Here is a 21,129-nt window from a genome sequence, read left to right as displayed (position 1 = left end):
GTGGTGGGCCCGGAAACAGCGCTGCATGCGGTGCGGCGTGGTGCGGGCCGCGATCACAACGAGGTGTTCCAGCGGTGTCGGCATCGGTGCGGGCGAGCTCCCGCGCCGCCCCCACGCGCCGGCCGCGCGGGCGCGCGCGCAGGCGCTGTGGGACAATCAGCCGCTACAGGGAGATCTGGATGGCGATGGGGACGCGTAGCGGGTGCGCGGGCATCGTGTTGCTGCTACTGGGCATGTGCACGGTACCGGCAGCGTCGTGGGCCGCGGGGACAACGGCAGGAACAGCGGTAGAGACGCCGCGCATGCGCCGGCTCGGTGCCGCCGAAGGCATGCCCTCGCGCATGGTGCTGGCATTGGCCCAGGACCGCCAGGGCTACGTCTGGGCCGCCACCGATGATGGCCTGGCGCGCGTGGACGGCGTCGGCCTGCGCGTGTGGCGGCATGACCCCGGCGATCCCGACTCGATTCCCGGCAACGAAGTCGAAACCCTGCTGGTGGACCCGCTGGACCGGGTCTGGGTGGGGGCCAACGGCGTCGGCCTGAGCATGCTGGGCCCGGGCCGCGAACGCTTCGAGCGCTTCCCCGACCTCAACGCGCGCTGCGACGGCCAGTTCTGGGCGCTGGCGTATGCGGCCAAGTCGCTGTGGATCGGCACCAACCGGCACGGCATCTGCCGCCGCGAGGAAGACGGCACGCTGGTGCAGTACCACGCCGACCCGGCCGACCCGGCCAGCCTGCCCGATGACACCATCTATACGCTGCTGGCCGACCCGCAGGGGCGGGTATGGGTGGGCACCGGCAGCGGCGTGGCGCGCTGGGACGGCAAGCGCTTTACCCGGATCGCGCCGGACCAGCTGGGCGGCAAGAGCGTGTTCCGGCTGACCCGCGAACCCGACGGCACGGTCTGGGCCGGCACCCAGGAGGGGCTGTTCCGGATCGACGCCGACGACAGCGTGCGCAAGGCGCCCTGGACCCTGAGCGCGGACGTGCGCGCGGCCACGGTGGTCCATGATCGCAACGGCGGCTACTGGCTGGGTACCGCCGATGGCCTGTACCGCGGCGACCAGGACACAGCTCACCTGTTGGCCGGCGATGCCGGCAGCGGCTTCCTCACCGCACGCAGCGGCGTGCTGGACATGCTGCAGGACCATGAAGGCGGCCTGTGGATCGCCATGCTCACCCAGGGCCTGGCCTACCTGCCACCGGACTGGAAGCGCTTCTCCACCTGGTACCAGCTCGACGGCAAGCCGCTGGACAGCGTGTACCTGCTCAGTGCCGCCGCGGCCGACAACACCTTCTACATCGCCGGCGCGCACGGCATCTACCAGTTGGACGCGCGCGGCACGCTGCGCCAGATCGCCGACGACACCCGCCTGGGCGTGGGCGCCAACTGGTCGCTGTTGCCGCGCGCCGATGGCGCGTTGTGGATCGGCCGTGCCGGTCGCCTGGGCCTGTACCAGCCGCGTACCGGGCAGCTGCGCGAGTGGAGGATCGGTGGCGGCTCGGATGTGCGCCAGCGCATCGACCTGATCCGCCAGGCGCCGAACGGCGAGCTATGGCTGTCGATCATGAACTTCGGCATCCAGCGCCGCGATGCCGACGGCAAGGTGCTGGACACCATCCGTATCGACGAAGGGCGCGGACTGACCGAAAACCCGGTCGAACAGATGCTGTTCGACCCGCGTGGACAGCTCTGGATCATGGGGGACATGGGCCTGCTGCGGTGGAGCGAGGGACGCTTCGAGCAGGTCCCGGGCATCTCGCGCGGCAGCATCTTCGACATCGCCTGGGCCGGTCCCGACGAGCTCTGGCTGGCGCGCAACGGTGCATTGGAACGTTACCGCTGGGACGGCCTGAGCATGACCCTGCGCGAACGCGTCGGCGCGGCCGAGGGCCTGCCGGCGGTGTCGATGGGCGGGGTGGTGATCGGCCGCAAGGGGCAGGTGTGGGCGACCACGCCGCGTGGGCTGGTGCGCTGGGACGGCCCCCAGCGCCGGTTGCGCATCTATGGCGAGCGCGATGGCCTGCCGGACGTGGAATTCAGCGGTCGCCCGCCGGTGCGCGCGGCCAATGGCCGGGTACTGGCGGTCACCGCGACCGGCTTGGTCAGCTTCGATCCGGACGCGCCGGACCTGCCGATACCGCCCTCGCAGTTGGTGATCGACAACGTGCAGGTGCGTCGCGACGATGCGCAGGGGCAGCAGTCACTGCCACCGGATGCGCCGATCGTGCTGGGCCCGCAGGACCGCGACCTGATCATCACCGCGCGCCTGCTGTCCTTCGCCAATCCGCAGGGCAACCGCTACCGCTACCGGGTCTCGGGGTACGACCAGAACTGGGTGATGCAGGCGGCCGACGGCGAGCGGATGCTGTCGCGGCTGCCATCGGGGCAGTACGCCATCGATGTGCAGGCGGCCACGCCGCAGGGGCAGTGGACGCCCGCGCGCACGCTCAGCGTGGAGGTGCTGCCGCCGTGGTGGCGCAGCGGCTGGGCGATCGTGGCCTACGTGCTGTTGTGGCTGCTGCTGGTGGCCGCGCTGGCCTATGTGGCGCGGGTGCGCCTGCGCCGACGCCAGCAATGGCAGCTGACCGTGCACAAGCAACAGATCGCCGAGCAGGCCTCTCAGGCCAAGAGCCAGTTCCTGGCCACGCTCGGGCACGAAGTGCGCACGCCGATGACCGGCGTGCTGGGCATGAGCGAACTGCTGCTGGCCACGCCGCTGGACGAACTGCAGCGCGGCTATGCCGCCTCGATCCAGCATGCGGGCACCCACCTTCTGCGCCTGGTCAACGACGCGCTGGACCTGGCGCGCATCGAAGCGGGGCGCCTGGAGCTGGACATCCGTCCCTTCGACCTGATGTCGATGCTGGCCCAGGTGCAGGCCCTGATGGAGCCGATGGCGCATCACCGCGGGCTGGCCTTCGAGCGCAGCTTCGACCTGCCGGGGCCGGTGCAGGTGAGTGGCGATGAAATGCGCGTGCGCCAGATCCTGATGAACCTGCTCGGCAACGCGATCAAGTTCACCGAGCGCGGCCACGTCGGGCTGGGCGTCACCCTGCTCGAGGGCGGCCTGGGCGTGGCGTTCGAGGTCTCCGACACCGGGCCGGGCATCAACGCCGACCAGCAGCAGCGCTTGTTCCATCGTTTCGAACAGGCCGATGGCCCGCGCACCGCGTCGCGCTACGGCGGCAGCGGGCTGGGGCTGGCGATCTGCCAGGAACTGGCGGTGGCGATGGGCGGGCGGATTGCCATCGACAGTCGTCCCGGCCATGGCGCGCGCTTTACCGTGCAGTTGCCCTTGCCGTGGTCGCTGCACGGCAGCGCGGTGCCCGTTGATGCCCAGGACACCGCGCGGATCGCGTTGCCGCCGCTGCGGATACTGCTGGTGGAAGACGACCCCACCGTGGCCAAGGTGATCACCGGGCTGTTGCGGGCACGTGGCCACGAGGTGTTGCACGTGCTGCATGGGCTGGCGGCATTGTCCGAAGTGTCGGCCGGTCGTTTCGACGTGGGCCTGCTCGACCTGGACCTGCCGGCGCTGGATGGCATCGCCATCGCGGGGCAATTGCGTGCGATGGGCTACGAGCTGCCGTTGATCGCGGTCACGGCCCGCTCCGATGCCTATGCCGAGCAGCAGGTGCTGGAGAGCGGATTCGACGGGTTCCTGCGCAAGCCGGTCACCGGCGACCTGCTGGTCGATGCGATCGCCAAGGCGCGTGCACTGCGACAGGCCGACGCCTGAAACGGCACGGTCGCGCTGCAAAATAGGCGGCCTGTTTTGATCGGCTCGGTTCGATGTGAACTGGCGCTGGAAAAAGTGTGATCTGCCGCAGTTGCGGGCCGCCTCGCGCGGCGCGAACGCTTTATCGTCGCCCCGATGATTGTGATGGGGTGGATGTAGGTCGTGGCCTGGAAGGTGGCACGGGCGTGCGCAGGCGCGTTCGGGTTGGCAGTGCTGCTGGCCGCGGCGCCGTATGCGATGGCCTCGAACGTGCTCGACCTGCCGTGGCCGCGCCCGTTGGAACGCAGGGATGGCTTCACCGGGATCGGTGTCCGCGCGATGGCCGAAGATGCCACGGGCTATCTGTGGATGGCCGGCAGCGACGGACTGCTGCGGTTCGACGGACGCCGGGCACGGGTCTGGCGGCGCGAGGACGGGTTGATCGATGAGGCGCTGTACGCGCTGCACATCGATGCCCGCGACCGCCTGTGGCTGGGCACGGCGTCGCACGGGCTGGTGATGATGTCCGCCGACCGGCAGCGTTTCGAGCATCTGCCCGACCATGCACCGCGCGCGCTGCGCCACGGTGCCATCCGCGCGATTGCCAGCGATCACACCGGCGCGCTGTGGGTGATCGGTGCGGACCGCCAACTGTACCGGCGCCTGGCTGACGGCCTGGCGTGGCAGCCGGTGGCGGTGGACGCCGCGGCGGCGACCGCATTGTCCCGTGATCGCGATGGCGTCGTATGGGTGGGGACCGACCACGGCGTACGCCGTCTGCGCGGTGGGCGCGCCGAGCGGATGGGCGCGCTCGCTGGTGCGGTCACCGCGCTGTGGGCCGATCCGCGCGGCGGCGTGCACGTGGCCAGCGCCGCGGGGTGGACGCTGCTCGACGGCGCCGGGCAGGCGCATCCGCCGCCGGTCCGCGGGCAGCCACTGCTGCGCAGCGAGGAGGGTGCGTTGTGGTTGCAGCAGGACACCGGGCTGGTTCTGCAGGAGGGCGTGCGCACCCAGGCGATCCCCCTGCGCCCCTTGCACGGTCCGCGCACCGACGGGGTGGAGATGCGCCAGGCCTTGCAGGATCGGCACGGCGATATCTGGTTGCTCAGCCGCGCCCATGGCCTCTGGCGCTTGCCGGCGCATTGGCGTGCATTCACCGCGCTGCCGAGCGCCGAAGATGGCCTGCCCGGCCTGCGCAGCCACTACGCGCTGGCCCTGGCCGGCGCCGCGGACGGGCGATTGTGGGTGGCCGGCAGCCAGGGGCGCCTGCAGCGGATCGACCTGCGCACCGGTGCCAGCAGCGATCACCTTGAGTACGCGCACGCCGGTTTCAGTGCGACCGCGGTCGGCATGGCTGAAGACAGCCAACACCGGCTGTGGCTTGCCAGTGGCGGGCAGATGCTGCGCTACGACGCGGTGCGAAGGACCGTTCGGCGCTGGCCACTGGGCCTGGCGCCCGGCAACGCGGCGTTGCAGCTGCAGGCCTGCGCCGACGGCAGCGTGTGGCTGGCCCATCCGATGCAGATCCAGCAGTGGTCCGCACAGGGCGTGCGCGAACGTGCGCAGTCGCCGCAGGCACTCGGCCTGGCCGCTGGCATGGCGACGCGGCAATTGCTGTGCGATCGCGAGGGCCGGTTGTGGGCCACCGACCGGGACGGGCTGAAGCTGTGGGACGCCACGCGCGGGCGCTTCAGCGCCGCCGAGCCGCCGGGGCCCGCGGTGGCGGCTGTCGCCGAAGCCGACGATGGCAGCCTGTGGCTCAGCCGGCAGGATGTGCTGGAGCGCTACCGCTGGGACGGCGATGCGTTGCAGCGCATCGATCGCATCGACGCGGCGGTCGGGTACCCGCAGGTGCGTGCGGAGGCGCTGGTGGTGGACGCCCGCGGGATCGTCTGGGCGGGGGCCGCGCGCGGCCTGGTCCGGCTCGATCCCGCGCACCGCCAGGTGCGTGTGCTGGGCAGCGCCGATGGCCTGCCGGCGCAGGAAATCCTTGGCCAACGGCTGGTTCGCCTGCGCAACGGGGTGCTGGCCGCCGCGGTGCGCGAGGGCGGGCTGCTGCTGCACGAGCCCGGCAGCATGCCGCAGCGCCCGGCGCCGCCCGCACTGGTGGTCAACGCGGTGCGGCTGCAGCGCAATCACACGGCCGTGAGCCTGCGCCCGGACAGCGAACCGATCCTGCTGGGCAGCGGCGATCGCAACATCCAGGTGGCGGTGAACCTGCTGGGGCGCGGCGACCCCGATCGCATCCAGTACCGCTTCCGCCTGCCCGGGCACGATCGCGACTGGATCGATACCGGCGCGGTCGCCCAGCGCATCTTCGACAGGCTGCCGGTCGGCGAGCATCGCCTGTTGATCCAGGCACGCCACGGCGAGGGGACCTGGTCGTCGGCGCACGTCGTGCTCGGGGTCGCCCCCGCGTGGTGGCAGACCCCTGCGGGCAGGCTGGGGCTGGTGGTGGCGGCGTTGCTGGTGCTGCTGGCAGGCGGGCGCGGGGTGCGCTGCCTGCTGCGGCGGCGGCGGCGGCGCGATGCCTTGCGGGGGCGCTACCGCAGCGCCGAACAGGCCTCGGCCGAGCGCACCCGCTTCCTTGGGCAACTGGGGCAGCGCATCCGTCTGCCGATGACCGCCGTGTCCGGTTGGAGCGCGTTGCTGCTCGACGGCCCGCTGTCGCCCCGGCAACGCGCGCAGGTGGACAGCCTGCACCAGGCGGGGCTGCACCTGGTACAGCTGGTGGACGACGCGCTTGACCTGGCCAGCATCGAAGCCGGGCGCGTGCACCTGCAGCCGGCGCCGTTCGTCCCGGCGCTGTTGTTGCAGGATCTGCACGCGCTGTTGCAGCCGGTGGCGCAGGCCAAGTCGCTGCGGCTGGAATGGCACAGCACGCTTGCCGGGGATTGCTGGCTGCACGGCGATGCGCGCCGGCTGCGGCAGATCCTGTTGAACCTGGTCGGCAATGCGCTCAAGTTCACCCGGCACGGGCGGGTCGAGGTCGCTGCGCGCCGCGGCGCTGCCGGTGACGGGCTGGTGCTGGTGGTGACCGACACCGGGCCCGGAATGACGGCCGCCCAGCTGCAGCGCCTGTTCCAGCGTTTCGAGCAGGCCGACGGCGCGGCCACGCTGGCGCGCCACGGTGGCAGCGGCCTGGGGTTGGCGATCAGCCGCGAACTGGCGCAGGCGATGGGCGGTGACATCGAGGTTCACAGCCAACCCGGCACCGGCAGTTGCTTCCAGGTCTGGCTGCCGCTGGCAGACGCGCGTGCGCCGCTGCTGGCTGCTGCGGGTGAGACCGGCCCGGTGGTGGCCCTGCGGGTGCTGCTGCTGTGGCACGGGCCGACCGCGGAGGTCATCGCCGCGCTGCTGGCGGCGCAGGGGCTGGAGGTGAGCTGCCCGGACCTGCACGCAGGCGAGCGACCGCAATGGCAGGGCCCGCACTGGGACCTGGTGGTGGCCGACCCGGACCGGCGCATCGACGCCGCGCCGATCGGCGCGCTGCTGTCGCAACGGCTGCCGGGCGTGGCGCGGCTGGCGCTGACTGCACGCGCCGATACCGGTGCCGAGCGTGACGCCTTGGCCGCCGGATTCGATGCTTTCCTGCGGCTGCCACTGGAACGTCGCGCATTGCGCGCCGCGTTGATGCACTGCATGGCGTCGCGATGAACGCCCGCGTGTGCCGTCGTGCGGGGTGGGGCTGGGTGCTGCTGCTGTTGGCCGCGCTGATCTGCGAAGGTGCGGCGCAACCGCTGGAAGCGGTGCGCTTCACCACGGCCGACGGCCTTCCGTCCAATGCAGTGCACCAGGTGGTGCAGGACCGCCACGGCTACCTGTGGTTCGCCACCGAGGATGGGCTGGCGCGCTTCGACGGACGCCACTTCCGTGTCTGGCAGCGTGAGCAGGGGCTGGCTGGCACGGTGCTGACCCGGCTTGCGCTGGATGCGCAGGACCGCCTGTGGATCGGCACCGCGCAGGGGGCGGTGATGCGCTTGTCCGCCGACCGCACGCGGATCGACCCGGTGGTCGGCGTGCGTGGCGCGGCGATCAGCGCGCTGCTGGCCGACGGCGACGGGGTGTGGTTTGGCGTGCGTGGCGGCGGGTTGTACCAGTGGCAGGCGCCGCACCGGCTGCGCCATTACCTGCCCACCCTGCGCGGTGATGGCGTGCCCGCTGGCGATGTCGAACACCTCCAGCCCCATCCTGTCGGCGGGGTCTGGGTCGGCACCAGCGGCGGGCTTGCCCTGTGGCGCGACGGCCGCTTCCGGCGCCCCGCGGCGCCAGGCCTGGCCACGGCGGCGATCACCGGGATGGCCGGTGATGCGGCCGGCACGCTGTGGATCAGCACTGCGACCGGACGATGGCGCAGCGAGGGCGACAGTGCGGTGCAGATCGTGGCGGGGGCCGCGGGGGCGCGCGTGTTGGGCATGGGCGCGGACGGCGCGCAGTGGCTGGCCGATGGGGGACGGGTGTGGCGGCAAGCGGGCGACGGCAGCGCAGTGGCAGAGGTCGGCCTGGCGGTGGTGGGACGCGAGGCACCGCCGCACCTGCAGAGCGTGTTCGAAGACCGCCAGGGAGGGGCGTGGTTGTTGGGGCGGTACCTGGGCGTGTGGCGGCTGCCGCCGCTCTGGCAGCACTTCCGCGCGCAACCGGCGCCGGCCCGGCGACAGGGCGTGGATGGCGTGATTGCCGCGGCCGGCAGGATCCGCGCTGAGCTGGCCTGTGCGGGCGGCCAACAATGGCGGCTCCATGGCGAGCGGCTGGAACGGCGCGTCGCCGGCGGGAACTGGCAGCGCGTACGCTGGCCCCTGGCGGGCAGTGCGGCCGAACACGGCGCGGTGTCGCTGCACTGCACGCCCGAGGGCGGCGTATGGCTGGGGGGCCGGCACGGCCTGCTGCGCTGGGACGGCGAGCGCCTGGTGAGCGTGGAGGGCGCGCCCGGGGAGGTCAGCTCGCTGCACGTGGCTGCGGATGGCGCGCTGTGGGTCGCCGTGCCCGGTGCGCTGCAGCGCTACGCCTGGCACGACCAGGCATTGCAGCCCGGTCTACGGCTTGATCACCGCGATGGCGTGCCGGCCGGCCAGCTGCACGCCATCGCCACCGATGCCGCCGGCGTGGTGTGGGCAACCTCCGGCAGCGGCCTGTTGAGGATCGCGCCGGACCGCCGCGAGGTGCGTGCGTACTCGGGCGATGACGGCATTCCCGAGGCCGTGCTGCAGGCGGGCCTGCAGGCGCAGGGCACGCAGATGCTGGCGATCGGCCGCAACCGGGCCACGCTGGCGTTCGCACCGGACGCGCTGGAGCGTCCCGCCTCGCCACCCGCGCTGGTGATCGAACGCGTGCAGTTGCGGCGCGGTGGCCAGCGGATCAGCGTGCCGGTACTGCCACCGCTGCGCCTGCATGCCGATGACCGTGACATCCAGATCACCGCGCGGGTGTTGTCCGCGCAGTTGGACCCGCGCCAGCAGTATCGCTTCCGGCTGCGCGACGGCGCGCAGCGCTGGAGCCATACGCGCAGCCGCGGCACGATCGGTTTTCCGCAGCTTGCACCGGGCGCGCATGTGCTGCAGTACCAGCAGCGCGGCGGCGATGGGCACTGGTCGGCGGTGCAGGAACTGCCGCTGCAGGTGCAGCGCACGGGCTGGCAGCACCCGCTGGTACACCTGCTGCGCGCGCTCGCGTTGATCGGCGTGTGCGGGGTGGCCGGCTGGCTGTGCCGGCGCGCGCTGGCCCAGGCACGGCGGCGGCGCACGGCGCTGCAGCGGCGACGCTGGGCCGAGCAGTCGGCGCAGGCCAAGGCACGCTACCTGGCAACTTTCGGGCATGAACTGCGCACGCCCCTGACCGGGGTGCTGGGGATGAGCGAACTGTTGCTGGCCGACGTACAGGACCGCGTGCAGGCGCAGCGTCTGCGGCGCATCCAGGAGGCGGCCCGCGCGTTGCTGGGGATCGTCGACCAGGCGTTGGACGAGGCGCGCATCCAGGCCGGGCGATTGCCCTTGCAGTCCGCCCGCGTGGATCTGCTGGCAGTGCTGCAGGGCTGGCAGCGCTGGGCATGCGAGGCGTTGCCCGTGCAGGGCAGCGGCCTCACCCTGCAGGCGCACCTGCCGGGCCAGCGCTGGGTGCAGGCGGACCCGCACCGGTTGCGGCAGTTGCTGGAGAACGCGCTGCAGGCCGTGGTCGAGGCGTGGCGGTCCGGCCCGCTGATTGCGCGGGTCGCCTGGCTGCCCGGGCGGGCCGGCATCCTGCTGGAGATCCTGGCACCGGTGCGCGCCGTGGCCCGGTCCGCTGGCGTGGTATCCGGCGCGGCCCTGGTGCGGGCGCAGGCCTGTGCCCGCGCGCAGCACGGCCACCTGCGACTGCACGCGGTGCCCGGCGGCGGCGGACGGCTGGTGCTGAGCCTGCCGCTGGCCGCCGCCGATGCGGACGACCGTGCCGACCGGGTCGACACAGTCCCCACGGGCGACGGCGCGTGCGAGGGCAGGGTGCTGCTGGTCGAGGACGATCCGCTGGTGGCCGAGGTCCACGCCGGGCTGCTGGCCGCGCGCGGGGTGCAGGTGGTCGTCGCCGCGCACGCGCTGGCCGCGCTGTCCGAGCTGGCCACGGCCGACGTCGACATGCTGCTGCTCGACCTGGACCTGCCGGGCATGGATGGCTGGCAACTGCTGCAGGTGCTCCAGGCGCAGCACTGCCAGGTGCCGGTCGTGGTGCTCACCGCCCGGGCCGAGCCCGACCTGGCCGAGCGCGTGGCCACCGCCGGGGCGGTGGGCCTGCTGCACAAGCCCGCCGCTGGCGACGCGCTGCATGCCGTGGTGCGGCAGGCCCTGCGCCGCTGAGCGGATCGTCGCCACGCGGCGAACCGTTTACCATGCGGGCCTGGCCCCAGGCTTCGGCACGCCGCGTCCACGCGGCTTCGATCCGCTGGCGCGCCTTCCACGGACGACTCGGGAGATCCATTGGTGGTGCCTTTGCGTTGGCTGCTCCTGATCGGGATCGCGTGGCTCTGGCCGTTGCTCGGCCATGCCCAGCCGGTGCCGCCAACGCCGCGCCAGCTGACCGTGTTCGATGGCCTGCCGTCCAACACGGTCAACCGCATGGCCGAGGATGGCTACGGCTACCTGTGGATCGCCACCAACGATGGCCTGGCGCGCTACGACGGCCGCACCTACCGGGTATGGCGCGCCGAGGATGGCCTGCGCGACAACCACGTGTGGAGCGTGCACGTGGACGCACGCAACCAGCTGTGGATCGGCACCGAGAATGCCGGGCTGGCGATGATGTCGGCCGACCGCCGCGAACTGCGCTTCTTCGACCGCGCCAGCCACCCGGTGATCGGCAGCAACACCATCTGGAGCATCACCTCCACCGCCGATGGCGCCGTCTGGTTCGGGACCTATGAAGGGGGCCTGCATCGGCTGGACCGCAGCGGCAACGTGACCCGCTACATGCCCGAGCATGGCAACCCGCGCAGCCTGCCGGCCGCCTCGGTCACCCAGTTGGCCACCACCCGCGATGGCAGCCTGTGGGTGGGGACCAAGGCGGGGCTGGCGCGCTGGACCGGGCGCGACTTCGAGCGCATCGCCAGCCGCGACATCCCGCACGAGATCATCAACGGGCTCACCGCCGAACTGGACGGCAGCCTGTGGATCGGCACCAACTCGGGGGTGAAGGTGCGGCGTCCGGACGGCCAGTTCGAGCCTGCACCGTGGCAGGTGACGCCCGGCGACCAGGTGCTGGGCATGATGCTGCGCGATGAGCAGGGGGGGTACTGGCTGGATACCCGTTCCGGCCTGGGCCGTGCCTACGACAATCAATACCAGCAGGTGCCGCTGTACAGCGCGGTGGCGCGCGGCCAGGTGCGACCGAACTGGACCGGTGCCTACGAGGACCGCGAAGGCGGCATCTGGCTGGCCAGCATCAATGGCGGGCTGTGGCACCTGCTGCCGCGCTGGTGGCAGTTCTCGGTGCTGTCGCGGCTGGAGGACGATCCGGGGTCGTTGCGCAATGCCTACGTGCTGGGCATGGGCGCGGCCGCCGATGGCGGGGTCTGGACGGTGGGCACGCACGGTGCGCTGGACAAGTTCGATCCGGTCACCGGCACCGTCACCCAGCATCGCACCTGGGTGGATGGCACCGAGTGGCTGCAGTCGGTGCTCGAGGACCCGCGCGGGCAGGTCTGGATCGGCTCCAACAACGCATTGCTGCGCTATGACCCCAGGCAGGACGCACTACGCCGCTGGGGCCGTGATGCGGCGGTGGATGCGGCCATGGAGGGCCAGGTGGAATCGCTGGCGCTGTGCGATGGCGGGCGGGTATGGAGCGCCGCCTCGACCGGGCTGCAGCAGCGCGACCTGGACGGCCGCGTGCTGCATCGGATCGTGAGCGGCCACGCCGGCCTGGCCGCGGGCCAGTTGGCGTTGGACCTGGTCTGCGGCAGCCAGGACCATCTGTGGGTGGCCACCAACCAGGGCCTGCTGCAATGGGTGCCGGCACGGTCGCGCTTCGAGCCGGTGCCGGGGGCGCCGCCGGCGGCGATCCATGCGCTGGCCATCGCCGATGACCAGAGCGTGTGGCTGTCCGAGGAAGGGCGCCTGAGCCAGTACCGCTGGCAGAACGGGCGCCTGTTGCTGCAGGCCGTGATCGGCGGCGGTGCCGGCTATCCGGAAGTGTCGGCCACCGGGCTGGTGGTCGATGCCCAGGGCGTGATCTGGGCCGCCAGTGCGCGCGGCCTGATCCGGGTCGACCCGCAGATGGGCAACGTGCGCCTGTATGGCGTGCACGACGGCCTGCCGAGCCAGGAGTTCCGCCGCAGCACGCTGACCCGTACCGCCAGCGGTCGCATCGCCGGGGGCACCCCGGCCGGGGTGGTGGTGTTCGATCCACGCCAGGTGCGCCCGTCCAACCGGCGCGCGCCGCTGGTGATCGAGCGCGTGGAAGTGCGCCGCGGCGACCGCGTCGCCGACCTCACCCACCTGACCCCGCTGGAGATCGCCGACGCCGACCGCGACCTGCGGATCGTGGCGCGGTTGCTGTCCTTCGCCGATTCGTCCTCCAACAACTACCGCTATCGGCTGGCCGGGTACGACCCGGACTGGGTGGAAGTGGGCCCGGCCGGCGAGCGTGTGTTCTCGCGGCTGCCGCCCGGGCGTTACCGGCTGGAAGTGCAGGCGCGTTCGGCCGACCAGGTGTGGTCGCGGGTGCAGTCGCTGGAGTTCCGGGTGCAGCCGCCGTGGTGGCGCAGCCTGTCCGGGCTGCTGGTGATGACCTCGATGGCGCTGCTGCTGATGAGCCTGTTCGCCTGGCTGTACCGGCGCCGCCTGCAGCGCAAGCATGCCTATCAGCTGGCCCTGCACAAGCAGGAGCTGGCCGAGCAGGCATCGGCGGCCAAGACCCGCTTTCTGGCCAACCTGGGCCATGAGGTGCGCACGCCGATGACCGGGGTGCTGGGCATGAGCGAGCTGCTGCTGGGCTCTGCGCTGGACCCGCAGCAGCGCAGCTGGACGGCGTCGATCCGGCATGCCGGCGAGCACCTGCTGCACCTGGTCAACGACGCGCTGGACCTGGCCCGGATCGAATCGGGCCGGCTGCAGTTGCAGGCGCAGCCCTTCGACGTGCACAACGTGGTGGACGATGCCTGCACGCTGATGGCCGCGCTGGCCGAGCAGAAGCACCTGCGCTTCGTGGTCGACAACCAGTTGCCGGCGGGGTTGGGCAGTGTCGGCGATGCGGTGCGCGTGCGGCAGATCCTGCTCAACCTGCTGGGCAACGCGGTCAAGTTCACCACCCACGGCGAGGTGCGCCTGACGGCGACCACGCTGGCGGCCGACCGTGGCCTGCATTTCGAGGTGTCCGACACGGGCCCGGGGATCAGCAGCGACCAGCAGCAGCGCCTGTTCCGCCGCTTCGAGCAGGCCGACGGCGCACGCACGGCGGCGCAGTATGGCGGCAGCGGGCTGGGCCTGGCGATCTGCCGCGAACTGGCGTTGGCGATGCAGGGCCAGATCGGGGTGGAGAGCCAGCTCGGGGTTGGCACGCGCTTCAGCGTGACCCTGCCGTTGCCGCTGCACATCGCCGCGGTATCGAGCGGGCTCGACGGCCAGGGCCTGGGACAGCGGCTGCCGCCGTTGCGGATCCTGCTGGTGGAAGACGACGCCACCGTGGCCAGCGTGATCACCGGTCTGCTGGGCGCGCGCGGGCACCACATGGTGCATGCCGAACACGCACTGGCGGCGTTGCGCGAGGTCAGCGAGGCGCCGTTCGACGTGGCGCTGCTGGACCTGGACCTGCCGGGCCTGGGCGGGATCGAACTGGCCGGGCACCTGCACAACCAGGGCTATGACATGCCGATGATCGCGGTGACCGCGCGCACCGATCCGGACATCGAACAGCAAGTCCGTGCGGCCGGGTTCCGCGGCTTCCTGCGCAAGCCGGTGACCGGCGAACTGCTCGTGGACGCGATTGCGCGCTCACTGCGGGCCGCGCGCGGGCAGGGGCAGTGATCGGCCGCCGGAGCGGCGGTTGGCAACGGTCATCGGGCCAACGGCCCGCGACGACTACTCGGCGACCTCCTCCACATCGCGCGGGGAGGGGCGGGTGTCGGGCAGCTGCCAGAAGATGACGGTGGAAGTGAGGGTAATGGCACCGACGCAGACGAAGGTGGCATGCAGGGCGGCGGTGGCACCGCGCAGCGCGTCGAGATGATCGAAGGCGGCCAGCAGGCTGCCGGCGGCGGCCGCACCGAAACCGGTCGCCAGCATCATCACCATCGACAGCAGGCTGTTGCCGGCGCTGGCGAAGTCGCGGTCCAGGTCACGCAGGGTGACGGTGTTCATGACGGTGAACTGCAGCGAATTGACCGCGCCGAACAGGGCCAGCTGGATGACGCGCACCCACAACGGCTGGCCGGGGGTCATGAAGATGAAACTGGCCATGGCCAGGCCGACCAGCACGGTGTTGACCATGAGCACGCGACGGTAGCCGAAGCGTTCGACCAGTTTGACCGCGTAGCGCTTGGAGAGCATGCCCGCGGCGGCCACGGGGATCATGAGCAGGCCGGCATTCATCGGGCTCATGCCCATGCCGACCTGCAGCAGCAAGGGGATCAGCAGCGGCATGGCGCTGCTGCCGATCCGCGAGAACAGGTTGCCGAGGATGCCGATGCGGTAGCTGGGCACGTGGAACAGGGCCAGCGAAAACAGCGGTGCCGTCGAGTTGGCGGCATGCAGCCAGTAGCCGACCAGGGCGGCGAGGCCGGCAACGGTCATCAGCATGACCAGGGCGTGCGGCGTGGCCATGCCGGAGATGCCGTCCAGGGCGAGGGAGAGCACGACCATGCCGAAGGCGAGCATGAGGTAGCCGGCGATGTCGAAGCGGGTGCGGTGTTCGGCGTAGTGGTCGGGCATGACCTTCATGGCGGCGATGTAGCCGATGACGCCGATGGGCAGGTTGATCAGGAAGACCCAGTGCCAGGAGGCGACTTCGACCAGCCAGCCGCCGAGGGTCGGCCCGATGAGCGGGCCGATCAGGGCGGGGATCGCGATGAAGCTCATGGCGCGCAGGAATTCTTCGCGCGAGACCGAGCGCATGACGGCGAGGCGGCCGACCGGCAGCAGCATGGCGCCACCAATACCCTGCAGGACGCGGGCGCCCACCAATTGGTGCAGGGTCTGGGCGAGTGCGCAGGCGAGCGAGCCGAGGGTGAACAGGATGATGGCGACGAGGAAGGTGCGGCGGGTGCCGAAGCGGTCGGCGATCCAACCGGAGGCGGGGATGAACGTGGCGACGGCGAGGGCGTAGCTGAAGACCACCGACTGCATCTGCAGGGGGCTTTCGCCGAGGCTGCGGGCCATGGCGGGGAGGGCGGTGTTGACGATGGTGGAATCCAGCATCTGCATGAAGATCGCCAGCGATACCAGCCACAACAGGGGCCGGATCGAGGCGTAGCTGCTGGTCGTCATCGTGCGCACCCTCATCAACGAGGGGCACATGATCGCCGATGTGGGGTCAGGGCGCGGTCAAGGCGGTGTTTCGGACCGGTTCGGCAAAGCCGGCGATCGCGTGGATCGTGATGCCGCGCTGCGCGCGGTATCCACGCATGGCGTGGATCTACGGTTTTTTACGTCGCGGGTCATTGCTGGGGCGGTGTGCACGCGGATTCCATCGTAGATCCACGCCATGCGTGGATGCTCTCCGTTCCGGCGCCATGAACCCTAACGGTCTTCTTCGGCCGGGGGTGAACGTCGGACAGTCTGGTTGCGCCGCGGTCGCCCAGGCTTCGGCGGGCGTTGCCGCGCTGCGCGCGGTATCCACGCATGGCGTGGATCTACGGGGTTTTTCCGTCGCGGGTCATTTGGCGCGCGGTATCCACGCATGGCGTGGATCTACGGGTTTTTACCTTGCGGTCATTCGCGTAGATCCACGCCATGCGTGGATGCATTCCGTTCCGGTGCTGCGCGGCCGCCGCTGGGTGGCGTTACGGGCGCTGGCTGATGCGGTGCACGGCGTCCACCAGCACGCCGACGTGGTCGGGATTCATGTCCGGGGACATGCCATGGCCGAGGTTGAAGACGTGGCCCTCGCGGGAACCGCCGTTGCCTTGGGCGTAGCTGTCGAGCACGCGGCCGGCGGCGCGTTCGATGGCGTCCGGGTTGCCGTAGAGGGTGGCCGGGTCGAGGTTGCCCTGCAGGGCGACGCGACCGCCGGTGCGGGCCACGGCGTCGGACAGGTCCAGGGTCCAGTCGACGCCGAGGGCGTCGGCGCCGGTGTTGGCCAAGTCGGCCAGGTGCAGGCCGGTGCCCTTGCCGAACAGGATCAGCGGAGTGCGCTGGTCGCCCTGGCCCCGCTCGAGTTCCTGCGCGATGCGGGTGAGGTAGCGCAGCGAGAATTCACGGTACATGCCGGGGCTGAGCACGCCCCCCCAGGTGTCGAACACCTGCAGGACCTGGGCGCCGGCGGCGCGCTGGGCCGACAGGTAGGCGATGACCGCATCGGTCACCACCGAGAGCAGCTGGTGCAGGGCGGCCGGTTCGTTCAGGGCCATCGCCTTGATGCGGGCGAAGTCCTTGCTGCCGCCGCCTTCGACCATGTAGCAGGCCAGCGTCCAGGGGCTGCCGGAGAAGCCGATCAGCGGGACCTTGCCGTCCAGTTCGCGGCGGATCACCCGCACCGCGTCCATCACATAGCGCAGTTCGGTTTCCATGTCCGGCACGGCCAGTTTGGCGATGGCGGCAGCGTCGCGCACGGGATGGCGGAATTTGGGGCCTTCGCCGTCGACGAAGTACAGCTCCAGGCCCATCGCGTCGGGAATGGTGAGGATGTCCGAGAACAGGATCGCGGCATCCAGGTCGAAGCGACGCAGCGGTTGCAGCGTGACTTCGCAGGCGATGTCCGGGTTCTTGGCCATGGCCAGGAAGCTGCCGGCCTTGGCGCGGGTGGCGCGGTACTCGGGCAGGTAGCGGCCGGCCTGGCGCATCAGCCAGACGGGGGTGCAGTCCACCGGTTCGCGGCGCAGGGCGCGCAGCAGGCGATCATGGCGGGAGGGGCTGGTCACGGAACGCTTCCTTGGGATCTGGTGGCGCGGGGCCGAATGGGGTGAGTGCGGCGGTGGCCGCTCAGTGCGGCGGATCGCCGCTGGTGTAGGTCACTTCGTAGCCGCGGTGCAGGTGCGCATCGCGCGCCTTGTCGAACGCGGCCAGCGCCAGGTCTTCCTCCAGGTACAGCTCGCGGCGCAGTTGCCCGCGCCCGCCGATCGGGCCGGACTCGAGCAGCAGCTCCCAGCCACCGAACAGGTCCGGTTGCAGGGTGAGCTGGAGATAGCGGGCCGGATCGGCACCGCGGGCGTGTTGGTGCAGGAAGACGCGCATGCCCCGATTGTAGCCGCGAACGCCGGAGGCGGCCGTCAGCGACGGGGCAGGTGCGGCGGAACGTCGCAGGCTCAGCCGGCGGCGAGCACGCGCAGCACGTCGGCCTCGTCGACATCGCCGACCACTTCGGCGCGGCCGATCCCACGCCACAACACCAGGCGCAGGCGCCCGGCGACGTTCTTCTTGTCCAGCCGCATACGCGCCAACAGCGCCTCGGCGGCCAGGCCGACGGGAATGGCCACCGGCAGTTCGTAGTGCAGCAGCAGGTCGCGCAGCTGCGCGGTATCGGCCTCGCTGCTCATGCCCAGCTGGGCGGACAGGCGCGCGGCCAGCACCATGCCCACGGCAACCGCTTCGCCATGGTTGAGGTTGTCGTTGCCGGGCGCACCGTAGCCCTGCTCGGTCTCGATGGCATGGCCGAAGGTATGGCCGAGGTTGAGCAGGGCGCGTTCGCCCTTCTCCAGCGGGTCGCGGGCCACGATGTCGGCCTTGTGTTCGCAGCTGCGCGCGATCGCCTGGGCCAGCGCGGCGTCATCGCCGGCCAGCAGCGCGGCACGCTCGGCCTGCAGCCACTGGAAGAAGAGCGGGTCGCCGATGGCGCCGTACTTGATCACCTCGGCCAGCCCGGCACGCAGTTCGCGGGGCGGCAGCGTGCGCAATGCCGCGGTATCGGCGATCACCGCGCGCGGCGGATGGAACGCGCCGACCAGGTTCTTGCCTTCGGGGATGTCCACCGCGGTCTTGCCGCCCACCGAGGAGTCGACCATCGCCAGCAGCGAGGTGGGCAGCTGTATGCAGTCCACCCCACGCATCCAGCACGCTGCCGCAAAGCCGGCCAGGTCGCCGACGACACCGCCGCCGAGGGCCAGCACGCAGGCATCGCGGGTGGCGCCGAGGGCCGCCAGCGCGGTGATCGCCGCGCCGAAGTTGGCCAGGGTCTTGGAGGCTTCGCCGGCGGGCAGCACCAGTTCGCCGATCCGCAGGTCCGGGCGGGCAGCGAGCAGGGCCGACTTCACCCCGGCCAGGTACAGCGGGGCCACCGAGGAATCGCTGAGCAGCAGCACGTGGCGGCCGCGCACATGCTGGGCCAGCAGCGCGCCCTGGCCGAGCAGGCCCGGGCCGATGTGGATGGTGTAGGGGGTATCGCCGCCAACGGCGACGGTGCGGGGGGAGGTCATGCGGAGGTGTCCTGTCGCTGCCATTGCGCCGCCAGGCGCAGGACCAGCTGCGCGGTGGCGTCGGCGGGGGTGTAAAGATCGGTGTCCAGGGTCAGGTCGGCCAGCTCGCGGTACAGCGGGTCGCGCAGGGCCGCCATCTCGTGCAGCACCTGTTCGCGGTCCGGGCGCTGCAGCAGCGGCCGGGTGCGGTCGCGCGCCAGCCGCTCCAGCTGGGCGGCCACGCTGACCCGCAGGTAGACCACGAAGCCGCGGCGCGCGATCGTGGCGCGGTTGCCGGCATCCAGCACCGCCCCGCCGCCGGTGGAGACCAGCTGGTTGCGCCCGTCCAGCACGGCCTGCAGCACCTGCCGCTCGTGCTGGCGGAAGCCGGCTTCGCCGGAGTGCTCGAAGATCGTGGGAATGCTGGCGCCGGCGGCATCGACGATGGCCTGGTCGGCATCGACGAAGTCCAGCGTGAAGCGCTCGGCAAGGCGGCGCCCGATGCAGGTTTTGCCGGCGCCCATCGGGCCGATCAGGATCAGGTTCGGAGCGGGATTCATTACCCGCGATCCTAACATCTCCGTGCCGCGGCCTTTACGCGCCGGCCCCCATGGTGGATGGCGCGGAATCTCCCGCGCGCAACCGGAGCCTGTCCATGTCAGTGGCCAAAATCATCGAGATCAACGCCTCCTCCAAGACCAGCGTCGAAGACGCCGTACGCAGTGGCCTGAAGAAGGTGTCCGAGACGGTCAAGGGCATCCAGGGCGCCTGGATCAACGAGACCAAGGTGGTCACCGACGGCGAGGGCAACATCACCGAGTGGCGGGTGAACCTGCGGGTGACCTTCCTGGTCAGCTGAGTGGCCGCACCTGTCGCTGGTCATCCAGTGCGATGACCCGGTCGGCCAGCGCCGGCAGGGTGCGCAGCGCCTGGCGGCTCACCCGCTCGTAGTACTGCACGAACCGCTCCAGCTGGGCGCGGCTCATGCTGCTGCGTTCGGGCTGGGCGGCCTGCAGGTGTTGTTCCTGCTGCCAGCGCCAGCGCGGCACGACGGCGAAATCCGGCGGTTGCAGGAACCACAGCCGGTCGCAGCGCTGCCACAGGGCAGGGTAGTCCTCGGCCAGGGCCTGGTTGCACCAGCGCCGCCAGCGCCCATCGGCGTCGGCGTCGCGTTCGAGCGCGTTCAACGGCGGTTCCAGCGCATCCTCGGCCTGTGCCGGGGTGCCCAGGAACCAGCCTTCGAACACCAGCAGGTCCAGCGCGGCGTCCACGCGTGGCCAGTGGGCCGGCGCTACGCGTTCGTCGGCCAGTTTGTCGAAGCGCGGCAACGCCACCGGCTGGCGCGCGGCGATCGCCGCCAGGGTGGCGTGCGCCAGTGGCAGGTCGTGGGTGCCGGGCGGGCCGCGGGTAAGCAGCAACGGGTGCACCTGCCGTGCCAGTCGCTGGCGCTGGGCGCGGGTGAGGTAGAAATCGTCGATGGACAGCGTGGCCGCGCGCAGGCCGCGTTGGCCGGCCAGGGCCACCACCTGCGCGGCCAGCGTCGATTTGCCGCTGCCCTGCAGGCCGCTGATCGCCAATACTGGCACTCCCGTGCCCGCCGCCAGCGCTTCGTCCAGTGCCTGGGCGACCAGTGCATCGGGAAATCCCTTGTTGCGGGGCATGTACGCGGTGGCAGGCATGCGGTGACAATAAACCCAAATCGAATGGCAAGAAACCAACCATGACCGATCTGTATACCGAAGCCCTGTCCACCTTCGCCGCGCTGTTCGAGGAGGCCCGGCACAGCGCGGAAGTCGAACCCAATGCGATGACTGTCGCCACCGCCGACAACAGCGGCCAGCCGTCGGCGCGCACCGTGCTGCTCAAGGCGTTCGATGCACGCGGCTTCGTCTTCTACACCCACCTGGACAGCCACAAGGGGCGTGAGCTGCGTACCAATCCGCGTGCGGCGCTGCTGTTACTGTGGCGCAGCCTGAGGGAAGCAGGCATCCAGGTGCGGATCGAAGGCAGCGTCGAGCAGGTGGCCGATGCCGAAGCCGATGCGTACTTCGCCTCGCGGCCGCGCATGAGCCAGATCGGCGCGTGGGCCTCGCTGCAATCGAAGACGTTGGCCTCGCGCGAGGAATTCGACGCGCGCGTGGCCACCGCCGAAGCCAGCTTCGCCGATCGCGAGGTGCCGCGCCCGGACGGCTGGAGCGGGTTGCGCGTGGTGCCGCAGCGGATCGAGTTCTGGTATGGCGCGCAGTTCCGCCTGCACGAGCGCTGGTGCTATGAGCGCGATGCCGACGGGCAATGGACCAAGCGGTTGCTGTTCCCCTGACCGCCGGCAGCCCGGGCACGGCATCGGGATCTGGGTAGCCCCTGGCCGATCGCGACGCGCGGTGCTGCGGGCGCGCGCTG

At 71.1% G+C, this 21,129-nt stretch carries 13 protein-coding genes; 7 read left to right on the top strand and 6 right to left on the bottom strand.

Features of this window, described 5'->3' with window-relative positions:
• The first annotated feature begins 185 nt into the window (after positions 1-185).
• The 4 genes from AC1DGC_RS03425 (at position 186) to AC1DGC_RS03410 (ending at position 14,209) form a co-directional block, all read left to right on the top strand.
• Positions 186-3,743, top strand: coding sequence for a sensor histidine kinase (locus AC1DGC_RS03425; RefSeq protein ID WP_478047214.1), 3,558 nt, complete (start codon positions 186-188; stop codon positions 3,741-3,743).
• Positions 3,744-3,905: 162 nt separating this feature from the next.
• Entirely contained in the window at positions 3,906-7,379 is a 3,474-nt protein-coding gene (locus tag AC1DGC_RS03420) for a sensor histidine kinase (protein WP_478047213.1), read from the top strand.
• Positions 7,376-10,546, top strand: a complete 3,171-nt coding sequence (locus AC1DGC_RS03415) for a response regulator (RefSeq protein WP_478047212.1) — start codon at positions 7,376-7,378, stop codon at positions 10,544-10,546. Before AC1DGC_RS03420 ends, AC1DGC_RS03415 begins: the two co-directional genes overlap by 4 nt.
• Before the next feature lie 123 nt (positions 10,547-10,669).
• The gene (locus tag AC1DGC_RS03410; RefSeq protein ID WP_478047211.1) at positions 10,670-14,209 is read left to right on the top strand and encodes a hybrid sensor histidine kinase/response regulator; all 3,540 of its coding nucleotides are present in this window, start codon (positions 10,670-10,672) and stop codon (positions 14,207-14,209) included.
• A 54-nt stretch (positions 14,210-14,263) separates the two neighbouring features.
• Here the strand turns inward: AC1DGC_RS03410 and mdtD are convergent, their stop codons facing one another.
• Positions 14,264-15,667: a multidrug transporter subunit MdtD gene (mdtD, locus tag AC1DGC_RS03405; protein WP_259206224.1), complete on the bottom strand. Its 1,404-nt coding sequence runs from the start codon at positions 15,665-15,667 to the stop codon at positions 14,264-14,266.
• Position 15,668: 1 nt separating this feature from the next.
• On the opposite strand from mdtD, the gene AC1DGC_RS03400 reads away from it, so the two are divergent.
• Positions 15,669-15,875 carry a hypothetical protein gene (locus AC1DGC_RS03400; RefSeq protein ID WP_394161044.1) on the top strand — a complete coding sequence of 69 codons (207 nt, stop codon included), beginning with the start codon at positions 15,669-15,671 and terminating at the stop codon, positions 15,873-15,875.
• A 307-nt stretch (positions 15,876-16,182) separates the two neighbouring features.
• Here the strand turns inward: AC1DGC_RS03400 and hemE are convergent, their stop codons facing one another.
• The 4 genes from hemE to AC1DGC_RS03380 form a co-directional block, all read right to left on the bottom strand.
• Positions 16,183-17,259, bottom strand: a complete 1,077-nt coding sequence (gene hemE, locus AC1DGC_RS03395) for a uroporphyrinogen decarboxylase (RefSeq protein WP_259206222.1) — start codon at positions 17,257-17,259, stop codon at positions 16,183-16,185.
• A 61-nt stretch (positions 17,260-17,320) separates the two neighbouring features.
• Complete coding sequence (locus AC1DGC_RS03390) at positions 17,321-17,572, bottom strand: WGR domain-containing protein (protein WP_259206221.1); 252 nt, start codon at positions 17,570-17,572, stop codon at positions 17,321-17,323.
• Between the two features lie 71 nt (positions 17,573-17,643).
• The gene (gene aroB / locus AC1DGC_RS03385; protein WP_478047210.1) at positions 17,644-18,750 is read right to left on the bottom strand and encodes a 3-dehydroquinate synthase; all 1,107 of its coding nucleotides are present in this window, start codon (positions 18,748-18,750) and stop codon (positions 17,644-17,646) included.
• Positions 18,747-19,289, bottom strand: a complete 543-nt coding sequence (locus tag AC1DGC_RS03380; RefSeq protein ID WP_259206218.1) for a shikimate kinase — start codon at positions 19,287-19,289, stop codon at positions 18,747-18,749. The genes aroB and AC1DGC_RS03380 overlap by 4 nt, the downstream gene beginning before the upstream one ends.
• 95 nt (positions 19,290-19,384) lie before the next feature.
• Between AC1DGC_RS03380 and AC1DGC_RS03375 the strand changes: the two genes are divergently transcribed.
• Entirely contained in the window at positions 19,385-19,588 is a 204-nt protein-coding gene (locus AC1DGC_RS03375; protein ID WP_019186071.1) for a dodecin family protein, read from the top strand.
• Here the strand turns inward: AC1DGC_RS03375 and AC1DGC_RS03370 are convergent.
• On the bottom strand, positions 19,581-20,408 hold the full coding sequence (locus AC1DGC_RS03370; RefSeq protein WP_478047209.1) for a kinase: 828 nt from the start codon (positions 20,406-20,408) through the stop codon (positions 19,581-19,583). The two genes, AC1DGC_RS03375 and AC1DGC_RS03370, sit on opposite strands and share 8 nt — an antisense overlap.
• A 41-nt stretch (positions 20,409-20,449) precedes the next feature.
• Between AC1DGC_RS03370 and pdxH the strand changes: the two genes are divergently transcribed.
• Positions 20,450-21,049, top strand: a complete 600-nt coding sequence (gene pdxH / locus AC1DGC_RS03365; protein WP_478047208.1) for a pyridoxamine 5'-phosphate oxidase — start codon at positions 20,450-20,452, stop codon at positions 21,047-21,049.
• Positions 21,050-21,129 lie beyond the last annotated feature (80 nt).

It is taken from the genome of Stenotrophomonas sp. 05N37 (genome assembly GCF_056397365.1).
Note: the sequence above shows the minus strand (reverse complement) of the source record. Positions and strands in the feature narration are given on the sequence as shown.

Bases quoted from the DNA above. Each gene is read 5' to 3' on its own strand.
- AC1DGC_RS03425 (WP_478047214.1), top strand. From the start codon at position 186: ATGGGGACGCGTAGCGGGTGCGCGGGCATCGTGTTGCTGCTACTGGGC.
- AC1DGC_RS03415 (WP_478047212.1), top strand. From the start codon at position 7,376: ATGAACGCCCGCGTGTGCCGTCGTGCGGGGTGGGGCTGGGTGCTGCTG.
- mdtD (WP_259206224.1), bottom strand. From the start codon at position 15,667: ATGACGACCAGCAGCTACGCCTCGATCCGGCCCCTGTTGTGGCTGGTA.
- AC1DGC_RS03390 (WP_259206221.1), bottom strand. From the start codon at position 17,572: ATGCGCGTCTTCCTGCACCAACACGCCCGCGGTGCCGATCCGGCCCGC.
- aroB (WP_478047210.1), bottom strand. From the start codon at position 18,750: ATGACCTCCCCCCGCACCGTCGCCGTTGGCGGCGATACCCCCTACACC.
- AC1DGC_RS03380 (WP_259206218.1), bottom strand. From the start codon at position 19,289: ATGAATCCCGCTCCGAACCTGATCCTGATCGGCCCGATGGGCGCCGGC.
- AC1DGC_RS03375 (WP_019186071.1), top strand. From the start codon at position 19,385: ATGTCAGTGGCCAAAATCATCGAGATCAACGCCTCCTCCAAGACCAGC.
- AC1DGC_RS03370 (WP_478047209.1), bottom strand. From the start codon at position 20,408: ATGCCTGCCACCGCGTACATGCCCCGCAACAAGGGATTTCCCGATGCA.
- pdxH (WP_478047208.1), top strand. From the start codon at position 20,450: ATGACCGATCTGTATACCGAAGCCCTGTCCACCTTCGCCGCGCTGTTC.